Here is a 22,733-nt window from a genome sequence, read left to right on the forward strand (position 1 = left end):
GGAATCTGAAAAACTTCAATGGAATTGGGAGATAATGTGACAAAAGATTTACTGGACGGTATACGCTTGTCCTTCTAGTTTTTATTCCTGTTTATTCTAAAAGGAAACAGAATAATTTTCAGAAAATGTACATCACAAAGAGTGAAGAACTGAAGCAATGGGTATAGGAAAGTAACAATACTATTCCAGAGGAGAGCAAATTATGGAGAAAACAGCCATTATTACCGGAGCAAATACCGGAATGGGATTCGAAACAGCGAAACAGCTTGCCGTGAAAGGATTCAATATCATTATGGCCGTCCGGGACGAAAAGCGCGGGGGGAAGCCATGAGGAGGATAAAGGCCAGTACCGGCGCTTCACGTGTTCGGGTGATGCGCTGCGATCTTTCCTCTCTTCAGGATATACATACCTTTGTGCGTCAGCTCGAACAGATCGTTCCCTGCGTGGACGTGCTGGTCAACAATGCCGGCGTTGTATCACTGAAAAGAGAGCTTACCGAAGACGGTTTTGAAAGTATGATCGGTGTGAATCATCTGGGGCACTTTGCCCTGACGCTACAGCTTCTTCCTCTTCTTGAATGTTCTGCAGAAGAGGCACGTATCGTGAACGTTTCGTCAGGAGCCCACAAATATGGCAGTATTCATTTTCCGGACCCGCATTTAACCAGGGGATATGGCACGTGGAAAGGGTACGCCCAGTCAAAGCTGGCGAACGTTTTATTTACATATGCCCTTGCTTCCCGTCTCGAAGGGACAAATATTCGTGTTAATGCCCTGCATCCCGGCGGGGTAAGTACTATGCTTGGCGTGGACCGGTCTACCGGGTTCGGGCGCCGTATCCACCAGACTATCCGCCCAATGCTGCGCACAGCTGCGGAAGGGGCGGAAACATCGGTGTACCTTGCCGCTTCCCCTGAAGTAAACGGTGTGCATGGCAGGTACTTTATTGATTCTTTTGAAGAAAACACCGCCCCACATGCTTACGATAAGGAGCTCCAGGAAAAGGTATGGGAATGGAGCATGAACCAGACGAATGTTGAACGACTCCTGGAGACAGAGTGGATCGATAGGTTAAAACACGAAAATCAATAAGACAGCTTTATTTTTTTGATTATGTATTTTAAAATATATTAAATACAGGAAATGATAGAAAGGATTATTGGCGTTGAGTAAACAACTGTACAATTTCATGTTAAACCATGCTGAAGAGATCGTGACTACATGGATAGAAGATATTGAAGCGCAGTCAGAAGCCATTTACCCAGACGATCCTGAACGCAGGGAGGCCTTTCGTGGACGGTTAAAGGGATTTATTGAGGAAACGGCTAAAGCAGTAATAGGGGAAGAACCGTCACTTACTGACTGGGCACAGCTCACGGCGATGGACGGGCTTGAAAATCAGGGCCCGAGATTTTACTCAGTAGAGTTTTTCAGAGTCGGGCGTGTTGACCTCTGGCATCGTCTGTCCACCTATTTCAAAGAACGTGAGGACGAGATTTCCCCGCTGCAGGTGGCCGAGTGGGCGGAGAGAATTCAGTCGGTATTTGAAAAGGGACTGGAGCTTGTGAACCAGTACTACTATCAGATGAATGAAGCCCAGCTGGAGGCACAGCAGCAGATGATGGTGGAGCTGAGCGTGCCGATCATTAAATTGATCGGGGATATTGGCGTCCTCCCACTTGTCGGAGATATTGATACGCACCGGGCAAAAATGATTGAAGATGTGACTCTTACAGAGGTGGCAAAGCTTGAACTCGATGTACTTATTATTGACATGTCCGGGGTGCCGATTATCGATACAATGGTGGCCCAGCAGTTGTTCAACCTGCATCACGGTCTGAGTTTAATCGGAACGGAAATCATCATTACCGGAATTCGTCCGGAAATCGCAGAAACGGCTGTTCGGCTCGGTATTGATTTCAGTAAAGTAAAAACCTTTGCTCATCTTCAGCAGGCCCTGGAACAGAAAATGAACATTCAGATCAAGGAATAACAAGTCTACAGACATAGAAAAAGCCCTTTGCAGATTTATTGCAAAGGGCTTTTGTGCTTAAACATGCCGGGATTCTTAGTACTCGCTGTAGTTCGAGAGCGCGTAGGAAGAATCGTTTGATGAACCGACATTTGTTTTATTATTCAATTCGGCAGTGAGCTCCAGGAACCACTGTTTGTCATTAGTGACAAGCGCAAGATCAATCAGATCATACAGTTCATCCTCTGAAACGGGCTGCACGGTATTCAGCTTGCTTACTTTGTGCAGCAGCAGTTCAGCTGATTTTTCCATAATATCCTGATTATCTGAAGAAATAACTTTAACTTTAATTGTTTGATAAGATTCTTCAATTGCTTCTACATAGCCTACAACCAATTCACCATAAATGGTGGTTCCTCGAACCCAATCTCCTACCGAAATAATATCGTTTGTTGGTAACATTCGCGTAACCTCCTAAGGATTACCTATTAATTAATAGTGTTGTAATCTGAATTATCTATAACTATACATTTCCCTGTTTTTGAATGCAAAAACATTGCTCAGTTAATTTGTGATACATTTTTTCAGCATGTCAGCAATAGTGAACTGGTCCAGATGTTCTCCAAAGACGTTTTCCCCCTCTGAGAAAACTCCGCCTAACACCTGCTTCATGTTAGCCCCGACGGTACAGTCAGGATTTTCATCAGGGCATCGGGGCTGCAGAGTCCCTTTTGACGTAATCTGGTAGACGTCCCACAAGGTGACAGCCTCCGGCGGCCGTGAAAGAATAAAGCCACCACCTGCGCCTTCCTTGGAATGAATCAACTCATGCTGCTTTAACAGGCTTAACACTTTTCGTATCCTTACCGGGTGCACAGAGGCACTTTCAGCAATGAAAGTACTTGAAGCGGTCTTCTCCGGCTGGAGGGCAAGAAGGGTTAAGCTGTGTACAGCTAAAGAAAAATGACTGTTCATACATATCTCTCCGGATGAAAAGTATTATTAATGTTTATACTGTAATTATAAATATTACAGTTTTGTTTGTCAATCGCAATTGGCTTAAAACATTCTTAATTATTGAACAGCGATTTATTTCTTAATTTAATATACACATGTGATATTTTAAGAAACTAATGGATTAATAAAATGGAAATTAACGGAAATAGGGATGTGGGTTTTATATAAAATATTGAGGATATGATTCCGGCGCCACAGGTAACGGTGTATATGAAAAAGAACTGGTCAATGATGTGGCAGTACGTACAAAAGAAAGACTTGAGCAGGGAGGGGCGAACGTAATTATGAACCGCTCCGGCGATAACTTTGTAGAACTGAAAGAACGAGCGAGGATTGCCAATGAGGCGGGAGCTGATGCTTTTGTCAACATTCATGCAAATTCAGCTTCCACAGCCTCCGCAGATGGTTCAGAGACATACTACTACCCGCAAAGCAGCGAGGGCAGTGAACTTGCCTCGGATCTTCAAACGAATATGGTAAATGAATTTAACAACAATGACCGCGGGATAAAGTCTGCAAATTTTAGCGTATTGAGAAATACGGCAATGCCGGCCGCGCTTGTAGAGCTTGGTTTTGTATCAAATAAGAGGAGGCTGCTGACATGCAGACGAGTGCGTTTCGCAATGAAGCAGCTAATGCGATTTATTTGGGCTTGAGTGAATATCATTAATGTTTTGAATTTCAAATTAGAAATAGCGCATCTTTTCATGGTATAATATAATTCTATCCATGTATTGTACTTTTGCGTGTCATTGATCCTATGAAAAGGAGTGAAGACATGAAAACATTTGAAGAGGTGGTCCGTACTCTAGCGGACATTGAAATGCAGTCTGTTGCTCAAACGAGATCAAGACACGAATTCCAGAGCGAACGCGAATACTATTCCCATTTTCTACGTAATAAAGATCTTTCCTTTTATTTGGATACTGTCGAAGAAATGTATCCATTAGAGGCAAAAAAATACGGAGCTGAGGAAATTGTGCGTGGGATGGCTGAGTATATAGAAAAGGGAGCCATGCCTGCCAGGGAGCCGCTGACGGAGTAAAGAGAAAGCGGATGACAAAAAAGCTGAATGAATTGAATATTATATACAAAGGGTCCGGTTACTCCGGGCCTTTTTTATTGTTTGAAAAGTTAATTGATCAGAATGGTTTAATAGCAGAAGTATATATGCCTTTTGTAAGGAGAATGAAAATTAAAGGGAGGCATAAAAATGGAAGTGAGTGCAGAATTTCTGCTGTACATGTCATTCATCGGTACGGCAAGTACGGCGCTGATGCAGCTGTTAAAGCAGGCGCTCCCGCTGCCGAAAAAGTATATTCCCCTTCTCACGCTCGGAATCGGGGCAGTCCTGGCACTTGTCCCTTTTCCGTACACAAGCGCTGCGCTGGCAGAACGAGTATGGGCAGGAGTGCTTGCTGGACTGGGAGGCACCGGAATTTTTGAAAATGTGCAGAAAAGCAGAAAACAGTAAAATATGCTGCTGAAAACTAAGTGAAGATAGAGATAGAAAACAGATAGAAGAAGTATAAAAATCAATGTTTTCCTCTTGTTCAGAAAACTTTTTCGTTTGCCGGCACAGGAAAATTTTTATATAATGTGTCTGCGCACAACATGAAATCCCCGCTTTAGCAGCAGGGGATTTTTATTGAGGTTTTGTTATGCTTTTTTGAATTACGTGGGTGCTGTGTGGGTATTTTACGCGGGATAACGAAAAGAAAAGTATAGAACCCTTGTGTGACAAGGCTTCCTGATTGCAAGACAGGGAGTCAGGAATGTATCTTGCAAATATATTCCGGATAGGTGAGAACAAATGACAGAAGAAAATCAATCGTACCGGGTGTTACTGTATTACAATTACACGTACGTGGAAGACCCTGAAACCTTTGCTGCGGAGCATCTGGCTTTCTGCAAGGAGGTTGGTCTGAAGGGGCGGATCATTGTGGCAGAGGAAGGCATCAATGGTACTGTTTCCGGCACTGTAGAGCAGACGGAAGCATACATGCAGGAGCTGACAGGGGATGAGCGTTTTAAAGACACCGAATTTAAGGTGGATTATGCTGAGGGACACGCATTCAAAAAAATGCATGTGCGTCCGCGTTCAGAGCTGGTGTCGCTGTACCTCGAGGATGACATTAATCCAAATGAACAGACTGGTGAACACCTGAGTCCGAAAGAGTTTTACGAGGCGCTTCAAAGCGATGAAACCATCGTTCTTGATGCCCGGAATGACTATGAATATGATCTCGGGCATTTCCGGGGAGCCATTCGCCCGGATATTAACGCTTTCCGGGAGCTGCCGGACTGGGTGAGAGAAAACCGGGAACAGCTTGAAGGTAAAAAAATATTAACCTATTGTACCGGAGGCATCCGCTGTGAGAAGTTTTCCGGATTCTTGAAAGAAGAAGGATTTGACGATGTGGCGCAGCTTCATGGCGGCATTGTTTCCTACGGTAAGGATCCTGAAGTGAAGGGGGAGCTGTGGGACGGAAGATGCTATGTGTTTGACCAGCGCATCAGTGTGCCAATCAATCAGGTCGAGCATCGCGTAATAGGCAGGGACCACTTTGACGGGAAACCGTGCGAACGGTACGTTAACTGTGCAGATCCTGACTGCAACAATCAAATCATCTGCTCTGAAGAAAATGAGCATAAATATATGAGAAGCTGCACGATAGAATGCATGACTCATCCGAGAAACCGTTATATGGAAGAGCAGGGACTGATGGCAGAAGACGTGCAGGAAAAAATCGAAGCGAGAAAAGCAGAACAGATGCAAAACGCATAAATACAAATAAATGAAGCCTCCGGCATCCTTTGCCGGGGGCTTCATTTAGGTCTGTCGGCGGTGTTTGTTCCAAAGCGTAAGCTCGAGGGCGATGATGCAGATGAGCAGCCAAAATAAGCCGGCTGAAATGCCTGCGAGTACGTCCGTAAAGTAATGAACATCCAGGAACATACGGCTGACAGCGACAAGAAGAGCAGCGAGCGACAGCAATACTCCGAATACCCACTTCCATACAGTCGCCAGTGTACTTCGGATAACGAGATAGGCGAGAAAGCCGTAAAATGTAACAGCGCCTGTAGAATGACCGCTCGGAAAGCTGTACCCGGTCCCATCATAGGCTGCGAGCACTTCCGGGCGCTGCCGGGAGAAAAAGTTTTTTAAAACAGTGGTGATGATACTGATGCCGATCATATTTACGGCAAAAAAAACAGCAGTCCATCTGCTGAAGGATGAAAAAAACAACAAATAGATCGTGGTAATTGCGGCACCGACTGTCAGCCATGTTACCGAGCCGCCCTCCGTAATCAATCCCATCATAGACTGCAGGATATCAGTGTTGAGCGCTGATACAATATTTTGAGCTGTTTGATCGATCCTAAACGTTTCCTGTTCGAGTACTTTTTCACCCATTTCCAAAAACAGAAAAGCTGTCGTAAACAGCGTGAGCAGGCCGGCAATGATAAGTATCCACGAACTTTTTGGTATATCGGACAGTTGAAGATCCTTGAAAGACAATGACATTTACTCCCTTAGTTTATTTTTCAAAACTATTCCCTTGACAGCTTTGGGTTTAAACGAAAAACCAGGCTGCGTGGGGCAGCCTGGAGTGTGTTGGGTAGTGATGGTTAAACTTTGGTGTTTGGTTTCTTGTTTTCCTGTTCTTTTTCCATCTCGGGTTTGCCGGTTTCACCCATGCCGCGCATAAAAGCAATGCCGAGTGAGAGCGTATGATTTACTTCTGGGTCCCGGAGGAGTTTTAACAATTGGAAAATGTTCACGGTCTGCTTTTCCTGTTCCTTCTCTTCTTCAAGCTTTGCCACACGTTCAAGCCCTTTATTTAATTTCAGCAGGAGTGGCTGCATGCTTTCGATATCGAGTTTGCCGGCTTCACCAGCGAGAAGAAGCAGGTTTTTGATCATATTAGTGCTTCCTTCGGTATTCATCGCGTTTACCGCCACGTTTAACACCTTATCGCCTTCGCTGAGAAGCCCATTTGCCATATCAAGCAGGCCGGATTCATCAAGAAGGTTTGCGGTGCGCATCATCTTTTCCAGGCTGTCTTTGTTATCAAGCAGCTGGGACTGGAGTTCTTCCATGTCCCGCTGTTTGATTTCTTCCTCGGAGAATTTCAGCTTTTCGATATGAGTTATGCGCTCAGCCATTAGCGGTTCTCCTTTCTCACCATGTCGCCAGGGAAGATGTAATCGTTACGTTTCCATTTGCGTTCAACTTCCACACCGTTCTGCGGGTTAGGATTTCCGTAACGGAAATTGTTTTTCGGCATCGGTGCTTCGCCGTCTGTGCTGAGTATTTCCATGAATACCTGTGTTTCTTTATAGGCCGGTGTATCCGTATCCTTATCCGCTTCGCTGCTCGTGAGGCGGTTGATTGCTGATTCGCCGGAATTATTCATCGGAATGTAAAGCTGTTTTTCTTTCACGCGGTCAGTGACAAGTGCCTGGATGCGTAAAGCTCCGTATGGTGATTTCAGCCGTACAAGTGCTCCGCTTTCAAGCCCTCGTTCCTCGGCGAGCTCCGGAGAAATCTCGACAAAGTTGTCAGGTGTTTTCAGCGTGATGCCTTCCGATTTATAAGTCATATTGCCTTCGTGGAAATGCTCAAGCATACGGCCGTTGTTCACGTGCAGATCATACTGTTCGCCAAAGGTCTGCGGCTCTGTCCAATGAACCGGGTAAAATCTCGCTTTTCCGTTCGGGAACTGGAAACGGGATTCGTAAAGAAGCGGCTCGTCCTGACCTTCTTTTGTCACAGGCCATACGAGAGAGTCATATCCTTCAAGCCGTTCGTAGGAAACTCCTTCGAAGAATGGGCAGAGTGAAGCTGCTTCTGCCATGATTTCCGATGGGTGGCTGTAGTCCCAGTCCGCGCCCATACGGTTGGCCACAAGCTGAAGAATCTCCCAGTCCGGCTTAGAGTTACCCAGTGGATCAAGTGCTTTGTATAAACGCTGGAAGCGGCGCTCAGTGTTTACAAATGTTCCGTCTTTTTCCAGGCTCGGGCTCGCCGGGAGCACGACGTCAGCAAACTTGGCAGTCTCGGAGAGGAAAATATCCTGAACCACGAAGAAATCAAGCTTTTCAAAGCCCTGCTGCACGTAGTTTATGTTGGAGTCCACAAGTGCCATTTCCTCGCCTTTCAGATACAGGCTTCGCAGGCGGCCTTCGTGCATTGCATCGACCATTTCATGGTTCGTCATGCCGACTTCACCGGAAAGCTCGGTGTTCCAGCCCTGTTCAAATTTGCGGCGGATGTCTTCATCTTCTACAGACTGATAGCCTGGAAGAAGGTTCGGCGCACTGCCAAAGTCCGTCGCACCCTGGACATTATTATGTCCGCGAAGCGGATAGGCACCAGTGCCGTGACGGCCGTAGTTGCCGGAGACAAGGAGCAGGTTCGATATGGCCGTACTTGTATCGGCACCACCGGAGTGCTGGGTGACGCCCATCGCCCATAGGGCACAGGTAGTATCAGCTTCATGAATGCTTTCGGCAATGCCAATCAGTTCCTCACGGGAAAGCCCAGTCTGTTCCACGGCGTAATCGATTGTGTACATTTCGAGTTCTTTAACAAAATCGTCGTAGTAATCCACGCGTTCATTAATGAACTCTGTATCCTCCCAGCCCTGATCGATAATGTATTTCGCTACTGCGTTCAGCCATACAAGATCCGAGCCCGGCTTCGGCTGGATAAACATGTCCGAGCGCTCTGCCATTTCGTGCTTTCTGATGTCAGAGACGATCAGCTTCTGGTTGCGCAGCTTATGGGAGCTTTTAATACGAGTGGCAAGAACCGGGTGGGACTCTGATGTGTTTGTCCCGACGGTAATAATAAGCTCCGCGTTTTTAATATCCTCTATTGTGCCGGTGTCACCGCCGTATCCCACTGTACGGAAGAGTCCCTGAGTCGCAGGGGTCTGACAGTAACGGGAGCAGTTATCAATATTGTTTGTTCCCATTACGGAACGGGAGAGCTTCTGCATAAGATAGGATTCTTCGTTCGTCGTTTTGGAAGAGCTGATAAACGCGAGAGCATCGTTGCCGCTCTCTTCCTTAATGGAAGTAAAGTTTTTCTGAATAACATCTAAAGCATTCTCCCACGTAGTTTCGACAAACTGGCCGTTTTCCCGGACAAGTGGATTCTGAAGGCGTTCTTCGCTGTTCACAAAGTCCCAGCCGAATTTGCCCTTCACACAGGTGGAAATACCGTTTGCCGGTGCTTCTGCCTGCGGCTCAATTTTCAGGATTTCGCGATCCTTCGTCCACACGTCAAAGCTGCAGCCGACGCCGCAATAAGTACAAACTGTTTTCGTTTTTTCAATACGGTCGTCACGCATTTTGGACTCCATATTGGATAGAGCCAAAATCGAGCTGTAGCCGGTTTCAACGTCCTTGGTGATGTCAATCATCGGACGGAGGGTATCTTCTTTCAGGCCAGTCATGTAGCCGGCTTCACCTTCCATGTTTGTTTCAATTAAAGCGTTACATGGGCATACGGTCGAGCAGTGACCACAGGAGACACAGGAGGATTCGCCGATAGGAACATCGTTGTCCCAGATAACGCGGGGACGTTCACGTTCCCAGTCGATGGAAAGGGTCTCGGTCACCTGGACGTCCTGACAGGCTTCCACACAGCGTCCGCAGAGGATGCACTGATCAGGGTCGTAGCGATAGTGCGGGTTCGTATAGTCTTTTTCATACGGTTTAGTTTCAAAAGGAACGCTCTGGTGTTCGACACGCATCGCTTCCACCGTGTTATGGATTTCACAGCCGCCGTTATTGTAATCACAGACGGTACAGTACAGCTCGTGATTATGCAGAATCCGGTCCATCGCAATTTTCTGCGCCTGATCGACATCAGGAGTAAGTGTTTCAATGACATCATCTTCTTTAAATTCGGTGGAACAGGCACGAACAATTTCTCCGTTCACCTTCACCATACAGGTGTCACAGGTTTCAATCGCACCAAGGCTCGGGTGATAACAGACATTTGGCACTTCCTCATTAGTGCCGCGCGTGTAGTCCAGGATTGTGGAGTCATCCGATACTTTGCGCTCAGTGCCATTCATCGTTACTCGAATAATCGACAAAATAATCATCCTTCCATTTTTGGAAATAAAGTTGGGCTAAAGGAATAAAGAAGTAGTAGACAACGGATGAATGCAGCACTCGCTTATGTAAGAGTCAAGGGAGTGCACCTTTATTCTAGGTATAATATAGAAAAATGTAAAAAATAATAAAGGTTTACTTCCACATTTCCACGAAATTAGGAATTTAAAACTATATTTTAATAATTATCAGCCATATCTAGTGATCCTGGTGGTATTTGTGATTACATCAAAACTAGATTATAATGCTTTTGGATAGCAAATATGTGAATGATAATTCAATCAAAGGACATTGATAAAATGAGACCAACAGAAAATGAAAAAGATATCGCGAGCTTTGCCGGCAGACTGCTGCGGGAAAGGTTTGGCAAAGGACCGGAAGCAGCCCACGTTGTAATGCAGGGACCGTTCATCACAATTTACCTTCGGCATTTTCTAAGCCCGATGGAGCGGGTCATTCTTGAACAGGAGGGTGAAAAGGCTGTTTTTCGTCTGCGTGAAAGCATGATGCACAAAATTGTTCCGGAGATTAACGGATACGTGCAGTCGGTCACCGGTCAGGAATTCAAAAACTTTTACCACGACAGCGATTTTAATAAGGAATCGAGTATTTTTGTGGGGATTGATGAAAATGCGTATGACGGCGAAGACCCTTTTAAAGAATACGCCGGTAAAAAGAAGCTGGAAGAGCGGGTGCGGCAGGTCACTGCAGAAGCGGAAAAGGAACCGGATAAAGTCTTTTCAGGAATGTTAAACAATAAGACTGTTCTCGTGATCCGGGAAGGACTGCTGATTAATATCGAAAAAGAGCTAGTGGAGCAGGGATATGAAGAGCAGCTGAAGGTAACTAAACGCAAGCTGGAAAAACGGCTGTTAATAGAAGGGAAGTCGTTTACCTCTATTGCCGGGATAAATATTGCTGATGTGTTTGTTGACTGGGACTTTGAACGGGACCGCAGCGTTATTGTCTTTATTATGAGCGGATCCGGCTAAAAGGAAATAATGCCCTGGTCCACAGCTTCAGCCGGCGTAGGCCTGAAAGCAGTGGACACAGTAAGAATAGTTCTTCTGGGTGAATGACTGCAGGGCAGCTTCTTCCACGAGACTTTCCCAATCGGACGGCTTGCTGCTGGCCATGCAGCGGTCGTTAACAAATACGGATTTATGGATTTTCTGTCCATCGTGATCAATTAAAAATTTCATGAATTAAAGAGTTCTCCTTTCATAAAGACAAATAAAAAAGCCAAAAAGATAAACAGGAGGCAGGGACCTCGTGTCTCTTTTTGGCTTATGGGAAATAGCACCATTGTCTATCCATTTCCACCATCTGTTTAGTTGCTCTTTAAGTAACTGCTCTGTATGTATACCGTAAATGAAACAACTCCTAATTGCAACCATAACAAAAACAGGTAGTACTGCTAATCGCTGGCTGGGGTATCAACCAATCCGGTAAACCTAAGGCGGTAAGAGGTTTCGCCTTCATCAATGTAGCCCCAGGCAATACGGTCTTTTTTCCAAAAGATCTTAAACTGGTTGCGGTCGACAATTTCAAAGCTGTCGCATTCCGAGATGATTCCAAGCGCCTCCAGCTCCCGGCAGATACGCTTTGTTTCCGATAAATACCACATATTTTCCCAGCGCGGGTGTTCAGAGCGGCTTGTAATGTCTGCAATAACTTCGATAGAACCATTCCGGAGAACACGATACCGGCCAAAGGAAGCTGCTTGATATTCCATGAAATTCTCCCCATTCATTTTTCTTTTATTATGCATGAAAAAGTAGGTAATTTCTACTTAAAAAAACTCCCGGCCGAAGCCGGGAGTAAAAAGTTCTGGAGAGAAAGTGAATTTCAATTTATTTTTAAATCAATACCAAGCGGTTTTATTTCCATTTCATGACGACTTTTAATTTGTTCTGCTCAAAGTAGTAGGAGTCTATTTTTCCGTAAGGGACTTTTTTCATAGGCTCAAATACTTCCAGGTGAAAGCCCGCCTGCTGGTCCTGAACAGAGAAATAAGGCGGGCGGTCAAAGATTTCCCTGAACACGTCGTCCGCTTCCAGAGGGGAAATGGACTTTAACGTAAAGTAAAGGGTCCGCTCTGAAGCGTGGGAAGGTTCAAGCAGCATGCTGAATCGGCTCTGGCTGCTGTCATTTTTTACGCCTTCAATACGCAGAACCTGATCCTGAATATGAACCGCGGAAATGTCCACATTATCCATTTTTTTAACCTGAAGCACCTTCAAAAACATTTTTTCCGTTACTGGAATGGTTACTCCGTTTTCTTTCGCATCGGTCACACGTTTTTTAATAGATGAAAAAAGACTCACTATTGATTTCCTCCTCATAATACTGACTGTGTATTCTTATTCCCTGATGAGTAGTCAGATGAACGTCTATTTTTAGATATAATAGATTTTTACACGCTTAATTAAAAAAATAATTTGAAAAGAAAAAAGTCCAAGGAAAACTGTTTTTTTTAAAACTTATCACAATTAAATATTGACAGCGCTTTCAAATAAATATAAACTTTGTTTAAGCAATATACTAAATATCATATCAATTGGGGGTTTATTATGAAAAAATTGTATTTGGCACCGATTCTTAGTTTGCCTATTATCTTAACTGCTTGCGGCGGAGGCGGGGGAAGCGAAGAAGGAAGTGGATCTGATGAAAATAATGAAATATTAATGTGGCATTATTACACGGGTTCGGAGGAAGTTTTCAAACAAATGGCTAAGGATTTTAACGAAAGCCAAGATGAATATACATTAGAAACTGAATATGTGCCTTTTGATGAAATGAAAAAACAATTATCAGTAGGATCAGCGGGTGATACACTTCCTGATTTAATTATTTCAGATACAGTAGACAATGCTTCTCTAGCTTCAATGGGGGTACTTAATGATATTTCAAGCGAAGTAGAAGAATGGGGAGAAATAGACGATTATTTGAAAGCTCCAGTAGCTTCTACTAAATATGAAGATGGAACATATGGCGTGCCTTTAACTACGAACAGCATTGGATTATTTTATAATGAAAAAATGCTTGAAGAAAATGGAATCGAAAAACCGCCTGAAACCTGGGAAGAATTAAATGAGGCAGCCGAGGCAACTACAAATTCCGATCATGATGGGTTTGCTATGTCTGCCGTTAGGTCAGAAGAGTCAACTTTTCAATTCTATCCGTTTTTATTATCAGCGGGTGCAGATGAAAACTCGCTCGATTCTCCAGAAGCAGCCGAAGCATTAAACTTTGTGGATGATATGCTTGCAGAAGGTTATATGAGTGAAGAAGTATTGAATTCAACACAAGACGATTTAGCAAGAAAATTTGCCAATGAAAGCGTAGCAATGATGATTAACGGCCCGTGGGTAGTAGATCGTCTGAAAGAAGAAAACGAAGATTTGGATTTTCAAATAACCTCTATTCCTAAAAAAGAAGAGCATAAATCTGTTATCGGCGGAGATAATTTAGCTGTCGTAGAAAGTGGTAACCAAGAAGGTGCCTGGGAAGCCTTAAGCTATTTTTCTGAACCAGAAAATATGGAAGAATTTACGAAAGAAACCGGATATTTTCCACCGAGACAATCTGTATTAAATGATTCTGATTATTGGCAGGAAGACGAACATTTGAGTTCTTTCATACAAACTACCGAAGAAGCAGAGGCACGTGGACCATCTCCGAATTGGCCGGATATTTCAGAAAGTATCCAATTAGCAATTCAGGAATCTCTAACTGATGAAAAAGAACCTGATGAAGCTTTAGAGGATGCTCAAAAAAAGGTAGAAAGCGCTAACGAATAAATCCGTCACAAGGGAGAGATGAAATTGAGATTAAGAGTAGCGGGGATATTTACAGAAACCCCAAACAAATTAGAGTGGAGTTATAATAGTGAGCACCTCATTGTTGAAGCATGGGGAAAAGACAGCGTGAGAGTGAGAGGTTACAAGAATAATGATTTAACTGAGAATAATTGGGCTCTTATTCCCTCTGCAGAGAATAATGCAGTAATCAATATTTATGATAATGAAGCATGGCTTCAGCATGGGAAAATTAATGTCCAAATCAAACGCAATGGGAAATTAACTATATTCAATCACCAAAATGAAATTATTGTAGAAGAATATGTAAGGAACCGAAACGATATAAATGAATTTTGCAGTGCTTTGGACATAGACGCCAGAGAATTTCGACCGCTCCTGGGCGGAGATTTTGCTATTACTGCAAGATTTGAGTCAAATAGTAATGAAAAGATATATGGTATGGGGCAATATCAGCAGCCGCACTTGGATTTGAAATACTGTTCCTTGGAACTGGCTCAACGAAATTCCCAGGCCACTATTCCTTTTTCTATTTCGAGTAAGGGCTATGGATTTTTATGGAACAACCCGGCTGTAGGGAATGTTACTTTCGGAAAAAATATTACTGAATGGAAAGCAGAGTCCTCAAAGCAATTAGATTACTGGGTTACTATAGGCGAAACGCCGCATAAAATCGTGGAAAATTATACTGCGGTAACAGGTAGAGTACCTATGATGCCTGAATACGGTCTCGGATTTTGGCAGTGTAAGCTAAGGTATCAGACCCAGGAAGAATTATTAAACGTTGCCCGCGAATATTACCGGAGAGGCCTCCCTCTCTCAGTAATAGTGGTTGATTATTTCCATTGGCCTCATCAGGGAGATTGGCGCTTTGATGAAGAATATTGGCCAGATCCACAGGCAATGGTAAAAGAATTGAAAGAAATGGGAATTGAATTAATGGTTTCTATTTGGCCAACTGTAGACACCAAAAGTGAAAATTTCGAAGAAATGATGAGAGAAGGGCATTTGATTCAAGTAGAAAAAGGTATCCCTATCGCTATGGATTTTATGGGGAACACTTTATATTACGATGCCACCGATCCCTCGGCTAGAGAATATGTATGGAATAAAGCAAAGAAAAATTATTATGATTTGGGCATAGAAACTTTCTGGCTAGATGAAGCGGAGCCTGAATACTCTGTATATGATTTTGATAATTACAGATACCACATTGGTCCAAACGTACAGACAGGAAACTATTATCCGGTAGGGTACGCCCAGACCTTCTACGAAGGGATGAACGCGCAAGGGCAGGAAGAAATTGTTAACCTGCTCAGGTGTGCCTGGGCAGGAAGTCAAAAATACGGTGCCTTAGTTTGGTCAGGAGATATAGATTCGAGCTTTGAAGCTCTGCAAAACCAGTTTGCCATAGGATTAAACATGGGGATGAGCGGGATACCGTGGTGGACCACAGATATAGGTGGTTTTCACGGTGGAAATCCTGATGATCCAGACTTCAGAGAGTGTATTATCCGCTGGTTTCAGTACGGGGCGTTTTGTCCGGTTTTTCGTCTTCATGGCGACCGTGAACCAAAACAGGGACCTCTTAGTAGTGAAAGAGGAGGCATGTGCCCTTCAGGAGCAGATAACGAAGTTTGGAGCTACGGGGAAGAAGCTTATGAAATATTCAAAGAATACATGCAGATGAGAGAAAATTTAAAACCATACATTAGAAAGTTAATGGAGGAAGCACATGAAAATGGTGCTCCTGTTATGAGAGCTCTATTTTATGAGTTCCCTGATGACCCTGAGTGCTGGGAAAATGAAGACAGCTATATGTTTGGGAGCGATATTCTTGTTTCTCCAATCCTTAACCATGGGCAAAGAGAAAAAGCGATATACTTTCCACTGGGTGAACATTGGAGAAATATTAATGATGGAGAGTTGTATGAGGGAGGAAAGAAAGTGAAAGTTGATGCCCCGATCCACTCAATGCCTGTGTTTGTCAAAGTTGGAAGCGATACAGAAAAATATTTTAAATAAATGCATTAAAGCAAAACTCTGGACGTAATTGTCCGAGCTTTGCTTTTTTTATATTATTGAACGCTGACTTTATCACGGGTTAAAAAGACGTTAGAGGCAAATGCACTGCTTCCTAAAGCAGAGGAGAGCGGCCCCAGTTCTGAAAAAGTAATGTCTAAACGTTTTTTATAATAAGATAATAATCGTTGATCAAGCACTTTATCTATAGGGTGGTGGAGCCAATTCTCCAAACGTGCAAGTCTGTTACCGATCACGATTTGTTCTGGGTTAAAGGTGTTGACGATATTAACCAGGCCGACGCCAAGGTAAAAACCTACAGTGTTGATTATTTTTAAAATAACATCATTGCCATCTTCAGCTTGTTGGATGACTTCTTCAAGCGTTAATCTTTTTCCGAAAGCAGCATTGACTTCGTTCAAAAGAGTCTCTTCTGAACTATACAATTCCCAACAGCCTATATTGCCGCATCGACATTTCTTTCCGTTTGTTTCAATAGAAAAATGTCCAACTTCACCCGAAAATCCGTTGTTCCCCTGGTATAACTTATCCTCAATTATTATACCTGCTCCGACACCAATACCTACACTAACATATATTAAATTCCGGGAGGTGCGCCCTGCCCCGAATATTTTTTCCCCATATGCCCCAGCTTTAGCTTCATTTTCAATAACTACAGGTATTTGAAAATCTTTTTTTAATTTTGCTTTCAAATCAACATTTTCCCAACCTAAGTTAGGAGCAAAAAGTACCCATCCATTTTTATCCACGAGTCCTGGCACGCCAATACCTACTCCGACAACGCCAAATGGACTTTTAGGAGCAGCTTTTATTAATTCAGAAATCAAGCTGTGGAGTAAAGGGTAAATACTTTCATAATGCTTATTAGCCATCGGGAATTCGCGTTGCTGTACAATGTTTCCCTGTAAGTCTGTCAACACACCTAGAATGTAATTAACTCCGAGATCCAGGCCAATAGAGTACCCTGCCGTGTGGTTAAAGTAAAGCATTACAGGCTTGCGACCCCCACTGGATATCCCGGCTCCTACTTCTTTTGTTAATTGTTCATTAATGAGTTCGCTGACTAAACTCGAAACAGTAGCTTTATTCAAGCCAGTTTGTTTTGAAATTTCGATGCGTGAAATAGGGCTGTGCTTTTGAATGCTGCTCAGAACAATGGACTTATTGATTTGCTTTACGAGCGACTGGTCGCCTGTCCTCTCCATGACTTTCACATGCCTTTCCAAATCTTTATTTACTTAATAAACATAGAATTAAATACTCTTATAAAAACACTATATATTGTTTTTATCTATAGATCAATGAATTGGTAAAATAACATTGACAACGTTTTCAATATATTAGATACTTTGTTTAACGTTAAAACTTACTTAAGGAGAGGGAATATGAAAAAACGTATGATAGGAATTAGCACATTATTATTGGGAGGGCTTTTGGCAGGCTGCGGCGGAGAAAGCAGCGGTGGAAGTTCAGAATCTGAAGGAGAAGTATTAGTTTGGAATTACTTCACTGGAAAACAAAAAGAATTATTTGATGAATTAGTCCAGGAATATAATGATTCTCAAGACGCCGTTACTGTTACTTCTGAATATGTTCCGTTTGACGAAATCAAAAAGCAGTTGTCTGTTGGTTCGGCAGGTGACACTCTTCCAGACATGGTTTTTGTAGATACAGTGGATAATGCTGCTCTGGCTTCTCAAGGAGTATTAGCGAATATTTCAGATGAAGTAAATGAGTGGGGGGAGAAGGAAAATTTCCTGGAAGGACCAATGAAATCGGCAATCTACGAGGAAGAATATTATGGGTTGCCATTCGCGAGTAATGCACTGGGTTTATTTTACAACGAAGAAAAACTGGAGGAAGCCGGATTCGAAGAACCACCTGAAACATGGGAAGAATTAAGCAGTTATTCAGAAACGTTAACCACAGATGAAACAACTGGGATGGCCCTATCTGGCGTTAAATCGGAAGAATCAACCTTTCAATTTTACCCTTTCCTTCTCTCTAACGATGTTGACTATCAATCTTTAGATAGTGCAGAAGCGAGTGAATCACTTGAGGTTTTGGATGAACTAATTGAGAACGGATACATGGACGACGGTGTTGTTAATGCGACTCAGGATGATTTAGCTCGTCAATTTGGCACTGGAGAAGTTGCTATGATGGTTAACGGGTCCTGGAACATAGAAAGATTAAAAGAAGAAAATGAAAGCTTAGAATTTAGCATAGCGCCTATTCCATCACCTGAAGGAAAAGATTCGGTCTCCACGCTAGGTGGGGAGAACCTGGCTTTAGTTGAAGGAGGAAACCAAGAGGAGTCATGGGAGTTTATGAGCTGGCTTTTGGAACCTGAACAGTTAACTGACTTTACAGCTGAAACAAGTACTTTCCCTGCAAGAGAAGATATATTAAACGAAAGTGACAACTGGAGTGAAGATAAACATTTGAGTCAGTTCATTCCTATTTTAGAAAACGCTCAACCAAGAGGCCCTTCGCCTAATTGGCCAAGCATTTCTTCACCTATCCAAGTGGCTATCCAGGAAGCGTTTACTGATTCAAAAACTCCAGAAGAAGCCCTGGAGGACGCGGCAGCTAAAGTAGAAGAAAATACTCAGAAGGAGTAGGTGAATATGGCAAATACGAGTGCGAAAAATTATGAGAACAAAGTAGAAAAGCAGAGTATCTGGAAAAAAGTTTTAAGCAATTGGCAGGGATATTTATTCGTTCTTCCAGCAGTAATCTACATGCTGGTGCTGATCGGATATCCCCTGATATATAACTTAATTCTTAGTTTTCAAAATGTGAATTTAGCAGTTTTTAACGCTGGGGGTGCAGAATTTGTAGGTTGGCAGAACTACGTTTCGCTATTCCAGCAGGACGTCTTTTGGATATCCCTGAAAAACACCATGGTATACACGGTTGGAAGCGTAGTCTTCCAATTTGTACTAGGATTTCTATTAGCTTTATTTTTTAGTATGAAATTTAAACTGGCTTCTTTTCTGAGAGGAGTAATGATGGTCAGTTGGTTGATCCCATTAACAATATCCGCATTGCTGTTTCGGTTCATGATGGGTGCTGATGGAGGGATTGTGAACCAGTTCCTGCTTTCAATAGGACTGGTGAATCAACCAATTGAATGGCTGACAAGTCCGGATATTGCTCTATGGACGATTATACTGACAAATATCTGGGTTGGAATTCCTTTTAACATGCTCCTGCTTTCTACCGGATTAAGCAGTCTTCCAGAAGAAATTTATGAAAGTGCCAGTCTGGATGGGGCGAATATATTCCAAAAATTTTATCATCTGACTTTGCCGCTATTAAAACCAGTAATACTAGTAGTCATGATGCTTGGTTTTATCTACACTTTTAAAGTTTTTGATTTAGTATTCGTTATGACCGGTGGCGGGCCGATTAATTCAACAGAAGTATTATCTACACTTGCGTACCGTTATTCATTCGATGATTTTGAATTTAGTATGGGTGCTGCATCAGCTAATATATTATTTATTATCTTGTTTGCTATTAGTCTCGTATATTTATGGATGATTAATAGAGATAATAAGGAGGCAGGACAATGACGGGTAAAAGAAAAGAATGGCTCCTAAACATAATCGGAGTGGTTATCGTCTTCATATTTTTGTTTCCTTTTTTCTGGATGATTATCACTTCGTTTAAAACTCAAAGCGAAATATTTCAGGTGCCGCCGACATTTTTACCATCGGAATGGAATATTTCGAGTTATCAAAGCATCTTTGCAGACGATGTATTAAGAAACTTTTTTAATAGCTTTTTAATAGCTTTTACTACGGCTATTTTAGTATTAGTACTGGCTGTGCCTTCTGCTTATGGACTTGCAAGGTTCAAGATAAAAGGCCTTGGCTTTTTCATTCTTATTTTCCTTGTGACCCAGATGCTTCCAGCTACCGTAGTTCTTACACCCCTTTTCATTATGTTTAATCAACTGGGCATATTAAACACTTATTTAGGCCCGATATTAGCAGCAGCTACATTGGGTGTGCCTTTCTCTGTACTGATTTTAAGAACATTCTTCCTGGACATCCCTTATGAGTTGGAAGAAGCAGCTACTATCGATGGAAGCAATAAGTGGCAGACTTTTATTAAAATCATCGTTCCCCTGGCTACTCCAAGCATAATTGTGTGTGGAGCTGTTTCCTTTTTCTTTGCCTGGGGAGACCTGATTTTCAGTATTACCTTTAATAGAAGTCAGGAATTATGGCCGCTGACGGCTGGTATCTATAATGCTATTGGAAGGTATGGAATTGAGTGGAACTCGTTAATGGCGTTTGCAACTATTTCAGCACTTCCAGTGTTAATTATATTTATTTTATTACAAAAACGTTTAGTTAAAGGTTTGGCAAGCGGAGCTGTTAAGTAATGATGGAGGGACTTATATGAAGTTTTCGGATGGCAATTGGCTGACAAGGGAAGGGTATCAACTGTATCACCCTAACCATATCACTGATTATGAAATTTCCAGGGAAGAAGTAATTATATACGCTCCGTGTAAACCAATACCTGATAGAGGAGCTACATTGGACGGGCCGTTGTTAACATTGAAAATATCTTCTCCAACGAGCAACGTGCTCACAATAAGAGTGTCACACTTTTTAGGAGGATTGGAAAAGCGGCCCGAATTAGAATTTATGGAAACAAAGCGTAACGAATTAACAGTAAATGATAATGATGAATGCTTAGAGATTATAACTGGCGATTTAAAAATGAAATTAAATAAACAGCAATGGCGGTTAGAATACTTTAATCAAGAACGAAAGATAACAGAAAGCCAAAATAAAAATCTCGCATATATCAAACACGTTTCTGGGAAAAGTTATATGAGAGAACAATTAAACATTGGTGTGAGTGAACATATTTATGGTTTGGGAGAAAGGTTTACTCCCTTTGTAAAAAATGGACAATCTATTGACTCATGGAACAAAGATGGGGGGACCAGCACGGAACAGGCTTATAAAAATATCCCTTTTTATATTTCAGATCGGGGATATGGTTTGCTGGTGAATCATTACGAAAACGTTTCTTATGAAATAGGCTCTGAAGAGGTGTCTAAATCACAATTCAGCGTTGACGGTGAAGAATTAGAATACAGCATTATTAACGGCCCGGAGCCTAAAAAGATTATAGAAAATTATACAGATTTGACCGGAAAACCAGCCTTGCCGCCGAAGTGGTCTTTCGGACTATGGTTAACTACTTCATTCACTACGAATTATGATGAAGAAACAGTAAATCATTTTGTTGATGGAATGAAATCCAGGAACATTCCTTTAAGTGTTTTTCATTTTGACTGCTTTTGGATGAAAGAATTTGAATGGTGTAATTTTGAGTGGGATGAACGATTTTTTCCTGATCCAGAAGGCATGATCAAACGACTTAAAAATAAAGGACTATCCATATGTGTGTGGATCAATCCTTATATTGCGCAAAAATCCCCTTTATTTCAAGAAGGGAAGGAAAAAGGTTACTTTATTAAAACCAAAGGCGGCGACGTATGGCAATGGGATTTATGGCAGGCTGGGCAAGCAATTGTTGATTTCACCAACCCAGAAGCAAAAAAATGGTATCAAAGCAAGCTGGAAAAGCTGTTGGATATGGGGGTAGACAGTTTTAAAACAGACTTTGGTGAACGTATACCTGCCGAAAACGTAACTTATTACGATGGCTCTGACCCAGATAGGATGCATAACTACTATGCACAAATTTACAATGAAACAGTTTTTTCTCTGCTTAAAGAAAAAAAGGGGCAAAATGAAGCGGTGGTGTTTGCCCGGTCGGCAACCATAGGAGGACAGCGTTTCCCCGTTCACTGGGGAGGGGATTGTTACGCTACCTATGAATCAATGGCCGAAAGCTTACGCGGAGGGTTGTCCCTGACTTCTTCAGGATTTGGATTTTGGAGTCATGATATCGGGGGATTTGAAAATACTGCAAGTGCCGACCTTTTCAAACGCTGGACTGCTTTTGGAATGCTTTCTACTCACAGTCGTTTACACGGCAGCAGTTCTTATCGGGTCCCGTGGCTGTTTGATGAGGAATCGGTAGAGGTTACGAAATTTTTCGCAGAGTTAAAAAACAAATTAATGCCGTATTTATATAATGAAGCCATACACACATCTGTAACCGGAATCCCTATGATGCAGCCTATGTATATGACCTTTCCGGATGAAAAAGAAACTACGTATTTAGATACGCAATATATGCTGGGGAGTGATTTATTAGTAGCGCCTGTATTTAATGAAGAAGGTAATGTGGATTATTATTTACCTGGAGGAAAGTGGACAAATTATTTCACTAAACAAACTATAATTGGGAAGCAATGGTTACGACAGCATTTTGATTACTTCCAATTACCGTTGTATGTACGTCCTCATACGCTGCTTCCAATTGGAAGTACTAAAGAGCGGCCAGACTATGACTATAACGATCAAGTCTGTTTTGAACTTTATGAGCCAACATTAAATAAGCCTTGTACAAGAGAAATTAAAGATAATGACAATAACACTCTGTTACATGTCGAAGTATTAAAAGAAAATTCCAGCATGAAAATAGTTTGTAAACATAATGAACATAATACTGACTGGTCGGTATTGTGGGTTAACAGTCCAAAGATCTTTTGGGCAAAGGGAGCAAAAATTAATCAAAAAGATAATAATTACCTGATCACACCTGAAAATAAAGAGATTTTCATAGAATTGGAGGAATTATAA

At 42.4% G+C, this 22,733-nt stretch carries 22 protein-coding genes and 1 pseudogene; 14 read left to right on the forward strand and 9 right to left on the reverse strand.

The window, feature by feature from the left end:
- Window positions 1–202: 202 nt before the first annotated feature.
- The 3 genes from SIC45_RS04765 (at window position 203) to SIC45_RS04775 (ending at window position 1,993) form a co-directional block, all read left to right on the forward strand.
- Window positions 203–331, forward strand: coding sequence for an SDR family NAD(P)-dependent oxidoreductase (locus tag SIC45_RS04765; RefSeq protein WP_319631268.1), 129 nt, complete (start codon window positions 203–205; stop codon window positions 329–331).
- On the forward strand, window positions 328–1,092 hold the full coding sequence (locus SIC45_RS04770) for an SDR family NAD(P)-dependent oxidoreductase (RefSeq protein ID WP_319631269.1): 765 nt from the start codon (window positions 328–330) through the stop codon (window positions 1,090–1,092). The genes SIC45_RS04765 and SIC45_RS04770 overlap by 4 nt, the downstream gene beginning before the upstream one ends.
- 73 nt (window positions 1,093–1,165) lie before the next feature.
- Window positions 1,166–1,993, forward strand: a complete 828-nt coding sequence (locus tag SIC45_RS04775; protein ID WP_298784000.1) for an STAS domain-containing protein — start codon at window positions 1,166–1,168, stop codon at window positions 1,991–1,993.
- Between the two features lie 75 nt (window positions 1,994–2,068).
- On the opposite strand, the gene SIC45_RS04780 is transcribed toward SIC45_RS04775, so the two are convergent.
- Together SIC45_RS04780 and SIC45_RS04785 are read right to left on the reverse strand one after the other, a co-directional pair.
- Window positions 2,069–2,434, reverse strand: coding sequence for an IDEAL domain-containing protein (locus SIC45_RS04780; RefSeq protein ID WP_298784001.1), 366 nt, complete (start codon window positions 2,432–2,434; stop codon window positions 2,069–2,071).
- Window positions 2,435–2,536: 102 nt separating this feature from the next.
- The gene (locus SIC45_RS04785; RefSeq protein ID WP_319631270.1) at window positions 2,537–2,947 is read right to left on the reverse strand and encodes an Rrf2 family transcriptional regulator; all 411 of its coding nucleotides are present in this window, start codon (window positions 2,945–2,947) and stop codon (window positions 2,537–2,539) included.
- A gap of 230 nt (window positions 2,948–3,177) precedes the next feature.
- On the opposite strand from SIC45_RS04785, the pseudogene SIC45_RS04790 reads away from it, so the two are divergent.
- The 4 genes and pseudogenes from SIC45_RS04790 to SIC45_RS04805 form a co-directional block, all read left to right on the forward strand.
- Window positions 3,178–3,645 (forward strand): annotated as a pseudogene (locus SIC45_RS04790) (N-acetylmuramoyl-L-alanine amidase family protein); the annotation flags it as partial.
- A gap of 122 nt (window positions 3,646–3,767) precedes the next feature.
- On the forward strand, window positions 3,768–4,034 hold the full coding sequence (locus SIC45_RS04795) for a hypothetical protein (protein ID WP_298784007.1): 267 nt from the start codon (window positions 3,768–3,770) through the stop codon (window positions 4,032–4,034).
- Between the two features lie 168 nt (window positions 4,035–4,202).
- Complete coding sequence (locus SIC45_RS04800) at window positions 4,203–4,463, forward strand: holin (protein WP_298784009.1); 261 nt, start codon at window positions 4,203–4,205, stop codon at window positions 4,461–4,463.
- A 339-nt stretch (window positions 4,464–4,802) separates the two neighbouring features.
- Window positions 4,803–5,777: a rhodanese-related sulfurtransferase gene (locus SIC45_RS04805; RefSeq protein ID WP_319631271.1), complete on the forward strand. Its 975-nt coding sequence runs from the start codon at window positions 4,803–4,805 to the stop codon at window positions 5,775–5,777.
- Window positions 5,778–5,822: 45 nt separating this feature from the next.
- Here SIC45_RS04805 and SIC45_RS04810 read toward each other — a convergent pair whose 3' ends face one another.
- From SIC45_RS04810 to fdhF, 3 genes are all read right to left on the reverse strand, one after another.
- Complete coding sequence (locus SIC45_RS04810) at window positions 5,823–6,518, reverse strand: phosphatase PAP2 family protein (RefSeq protein ID WP_413645498.1); 696 nt, start codon at window positions 6,516–6,518, stop codon at window positions 5,823–5,825.
- A 104-nt stretch (window positions 6,519–6,622) separates the two neighbouring features.
- A complete protein-coding gene (locus SIC45_RS04815) occupies window positions 6,623–7,159 on the reverse strand; it encodes a DUF1641 domain-containing protein (protein ID WP_319631273.1) in 537 nt (178 codons plus the stop codon).
- A complete protein-coding gene (fdhF, locus tag SIC45_RS04820) occupies window positions 7,159–10,113 on the reverse strand; it encodes a formate dehydrogenase subunit alpha (protein ID WP_319631274.1) in 2,955 nt (984 codons plus the stop codon). Before fdhF ends, SIC45_RS04815 begins: the two co-directional genes overlap by 1 nt.
- Before the next feature lie 309 nt (window positions 10,114–10,422).
- On the opposite strand from fdhF, the gene SIC45_RS04825 reads away from it, so the two are divergent.
- Window positions 10,423–11,115: a Na-translocating system protein MpsC family protein gene (locus SIC45_RS04825; RefSeq protein WP_319631275.1), complete on the forward strand. Its 693-nt coding sequence runs from the start codon at window positions 10,423–10,425 to the stop codon at window positions 11,113–11,115.
- 27 nt (window positions 11,116–11,142) lie between these two features.
- Here SIC45_RS04825 and SIC45_RS04830 read toward each other — a convergent pair whose 3' ends face one another.
- From SIC45_RS04830 to SIC45_RS04840, 3 genes are all read right to left on the reverse strand, one after another.
- The gene (locus SIC45_RS04830) at window positions 11,143–11,325 is read right to left on the reverse strand and encodes a hypothetical protein (protein WP_319631276.1); all 183 of its coding nucleotides are present in this window, start codon (window positions 11,323–11,325) and stop codon (window positions 11,143–11,145) included.
- Window positions 11,326–11,540: 215 nt separating this feature from the next.
- On the reverse strand, window positions 11,541–11,858 hold the full coding sequence (locus SIC45_RS04835; protein ID WP_319631277.1) for a hypothetical protein: 318 nt from the start codon (window positions 11,856–11,858) through the stop codon (window positions 11,541–11,543).
- A 145-nt stretch (window positions 11,859–12,003) separates the two neighbouring features.
- Window positions 12,004–12,450, reverse strand: a complete 447-nt coding sequence (locus SIC45_RS04840) for a hypothetical protein (RefSeq protein ID WP_298784024.1) — start codon at window positions 12,448–12,450, stop codon at window positions 12,004–12,006.
- Between the two features lie 246 nt (window positions 12,451–12,696).
- Between SIC45_RS04840 and SIC45_RS04845 the strand changes: the two genes are divergently transcribed.
- Both SIC45_RS04845 and SIC45_RS04850 read left to right on the forward strand, forming a co-directional pair.
- Window positions 12,697–13,926: an ABC transporter substrate-binding protein gene (locus SIC45_RS04845; protein WP_319631278.1), complete on the forward strand. Its 1,230-nt coding sequence runs from the start codon at window positions 12,697–12,699 to the stop codon at window positions 13,924–13,926.
- A 24-nt stretch (window positions 13,927–13,950) separates the two neighbouring features.
- Complete coding sequence (locus SIC45_RS04850; protein WP_319631279.1) at window positions 13,951–15,969, forward strand: glycoside hydrolase family 31 protein; 2,019 nt, start codon at window positions 13,951–13,953, stop codon at window positions 15,967–15,969.
- 53 nt (window positions 15,970–16,022) lie between these two features.
- Here the strand turns inward: SIC45_RS04850 and SIC45_RS04855 are convergent, their stop codons facing one another.
- Entirely contained in the window at window positions 16,023–17,192 is a 1,170-nt protein-coding gene (locus SIC45_RS04855; RefSeq protein WP_319632927.1) for an ROK family transcriptional regulator, read from the reverse strand.
- Between the two features lie 180 nt (window positions 17,193–17,372).
- Here SIC45_RS04855 and SIC45_RS04860 point away from each other — a divergent pair, with 180 nt between their 5' ends.
- The 4 genes from SIC45_RS04860 to yicI are packed head-to-tail and all read left to right on the forward strand — an operon-like array spanning window position 17,373 to window position 22,733.
- A complete protein-coding gene (locus SIC45_RS04860; protein ID WP_319631280.1) occupies window positions 17,373–18,611 on the forward strand; it encodes an ABC transporter substrate-binding protein in 1,239 nt (412 codons plus the stop codon).
- 6 nt (window positions 18,612–18,617) lie between these two features.
- Window positions 18,618–19,568, forward strand: a complete 951-nt coding sequence (locus SIC45_RS04865) for a sugar ABC transporter permease (protein ID WP_319631281.1) — start codon at window positions 18,618–18,620, stop codon at window positions 19,566–19,568.
- Window positions 19,565–20,386 (forward strand): carbohydrate ABC transporter permease, encoded by an 822-nt coding sequence (locus SIC45_RS04870; RefSeq protein ID WP_319631282.1) that lies wholly within the window; start codon window positions 19,565–19,567, stop codon window positions 20,384–20,386. The genes SIC45_RS04865 and SIC45_RS04870 overlap by 4 nt, the downstream gene beginning before the upstream one ends.
- A gap of 16 nt (window positions 20,387–20,402) precedes the next feature.
- The gene (gene yicI, locus SIC45_RS04875) at window positions 20,403–22,733 is read left to right on the forward strand and encodes an alpha-xylosidase (protein WP_319631283.1); all 2,331 of its coding nucleotides are present in this window, start codon (window positions 20,403–20,405) and stop codon (window positions 22,731–22,733) included.

The organism is Marinococcus sp. PL1-022, from assembly GCF_033845285.1.
In the GTDB taxonomy this organism is placed as follows: domain Bacteria; phylum Bacillota; class Bacilli; order Bacillales; family Marinococcaceae; genus Marinococcus.

Bases quoted from the DNA above. Each gene is read 5' to 3' on its own strand.
- SIC45_RS04810 (WP_413645498.1), bottom strand. From the start codon at position 6,518: ATGTCATTGTCTTTCAAGGATCTTCAACTGTCCGATATACCAAAAAGT.
- fdhF (WP_319631274.1), bottom strand. From the start codon at position 10,113: ATGATTATTTTGTCGATTATTCGAGTAACGATGAATGGCACTGAGCGC.
- yicI (WP_319631283.1), top strand. From the start codon at position 20,403: ATGAAGTTTTCGGATGGCAATTGGCTGACAAGGGAAGGGTATCAACTG.
- SIC45_RS04835 (WP_319631277.1), bottom strand. From the start codon at position 11,858: ATGGAATATCAAGCAGCTTCCTTTGGCCGGTATCGTGTTCTCCGGAAT.
- SIC45_RS04765 (WP_319631268.1), top strand. From the start codon at position 203: ATGGAGAAAACAGCCATTATTACCGGAGCAAATACCGGAATGGGATTC.
- SIC45_RS04815 (WP_319631273.1), bottom strand. From the start codon at position 7,159: ATGGCTGAGCGCATAACTCATATCGAAAAGCTGAAATTCTCCGAGGAA.
- SIC45_RS04795 (WP_298784007.1), top strand. From the start codon at position 3,768: ATGAAAACATTTGAAGAGGTGGTCCGTACTCTAGCGGACATTGAAATG.
- SIC45_RS04825 (WP_319631275.1), top strand. From the start codon at position 10,423: ATGAGACCAACAGAAAATGAAAAAGATATCGCGAGCTTTGCCGGCAGA.
- SIC45_RS04805 (WP_319631271.1), top strand. From the start codon at position 4,803: ATGACAGAAGAAAATCAATCGTACCGGGTGTTACTGTATTACAATTAC.
- SIC45_RS04770 (WP_319631269.1), top strand. From the start codon at position 328: ATGAGGAGGATAAAGGCCAGTACCGGCGCTTCACGTGTTCGGGTGATG.
- SIC45_RS04845 (WP_319631278.1), top strand. From the start codon at position 12,697: ATGAAAAAATTGTATTTGGCACCGATTCTTAGTTTGCCTATTATCTTA.
- SIC45_RS04800 (WP_298784009.1), top strand. From the start codon at position 4,203: ATGGAAGTGAGTGCAGAATTTCTGCTGTACATGTCATTCATCGGTACG.
- SIC45_RS04785 (WP_319631270.1), bottom strand. From the start codon at position 2,947: ATGAACAGTCATTTTTCTTTAGCTGTACACAGCTTAACCCTTCTTGCC.
- SIC45_RS04855 (WP_319632927.1), bottom strand. From the start codon at position 17,192: ATGGAGAGGACAGGCGACCAGTCGCTCGTAAAGCAAATCAATAAGTCC.
- SIC45_RS04830 (WP_319631276.1), bottom strand. From the start codon at position 11,325: ATGAAATTTTTAATTGATCACGATGGACAGAAAATCCATAAATCCGTA.
- SIC45_RS04865 (WP_319631281.1), top strand. From the start codon at position 18,618: ATGGCAAATACGAGTGCGAAAAATTATGAGAACAAAGTAGAAAAGCAG.
- SIC45_RS04860 (WP_319631280.1), top strand. From the start codon at position 17,373: ATGAAAAAACGTATGATAGGAATTAGCACATTATTATTGGGAGGGCTT.
- SIC45_RS04780 (WP_298784001.1), bottom strand. From the start codon at position 2,434: ATGTTACCAACAAACGATATTATTTCGGTAGGAGATTGGGTTCGAGGA.
- SIC45_RS04870 (WP_319631282.1), top strand. From the start codon at position 19,565: ATGACGGGTAAAAGAAAAGAATGGCTCCTAAACATAATCGGAGTGGTT.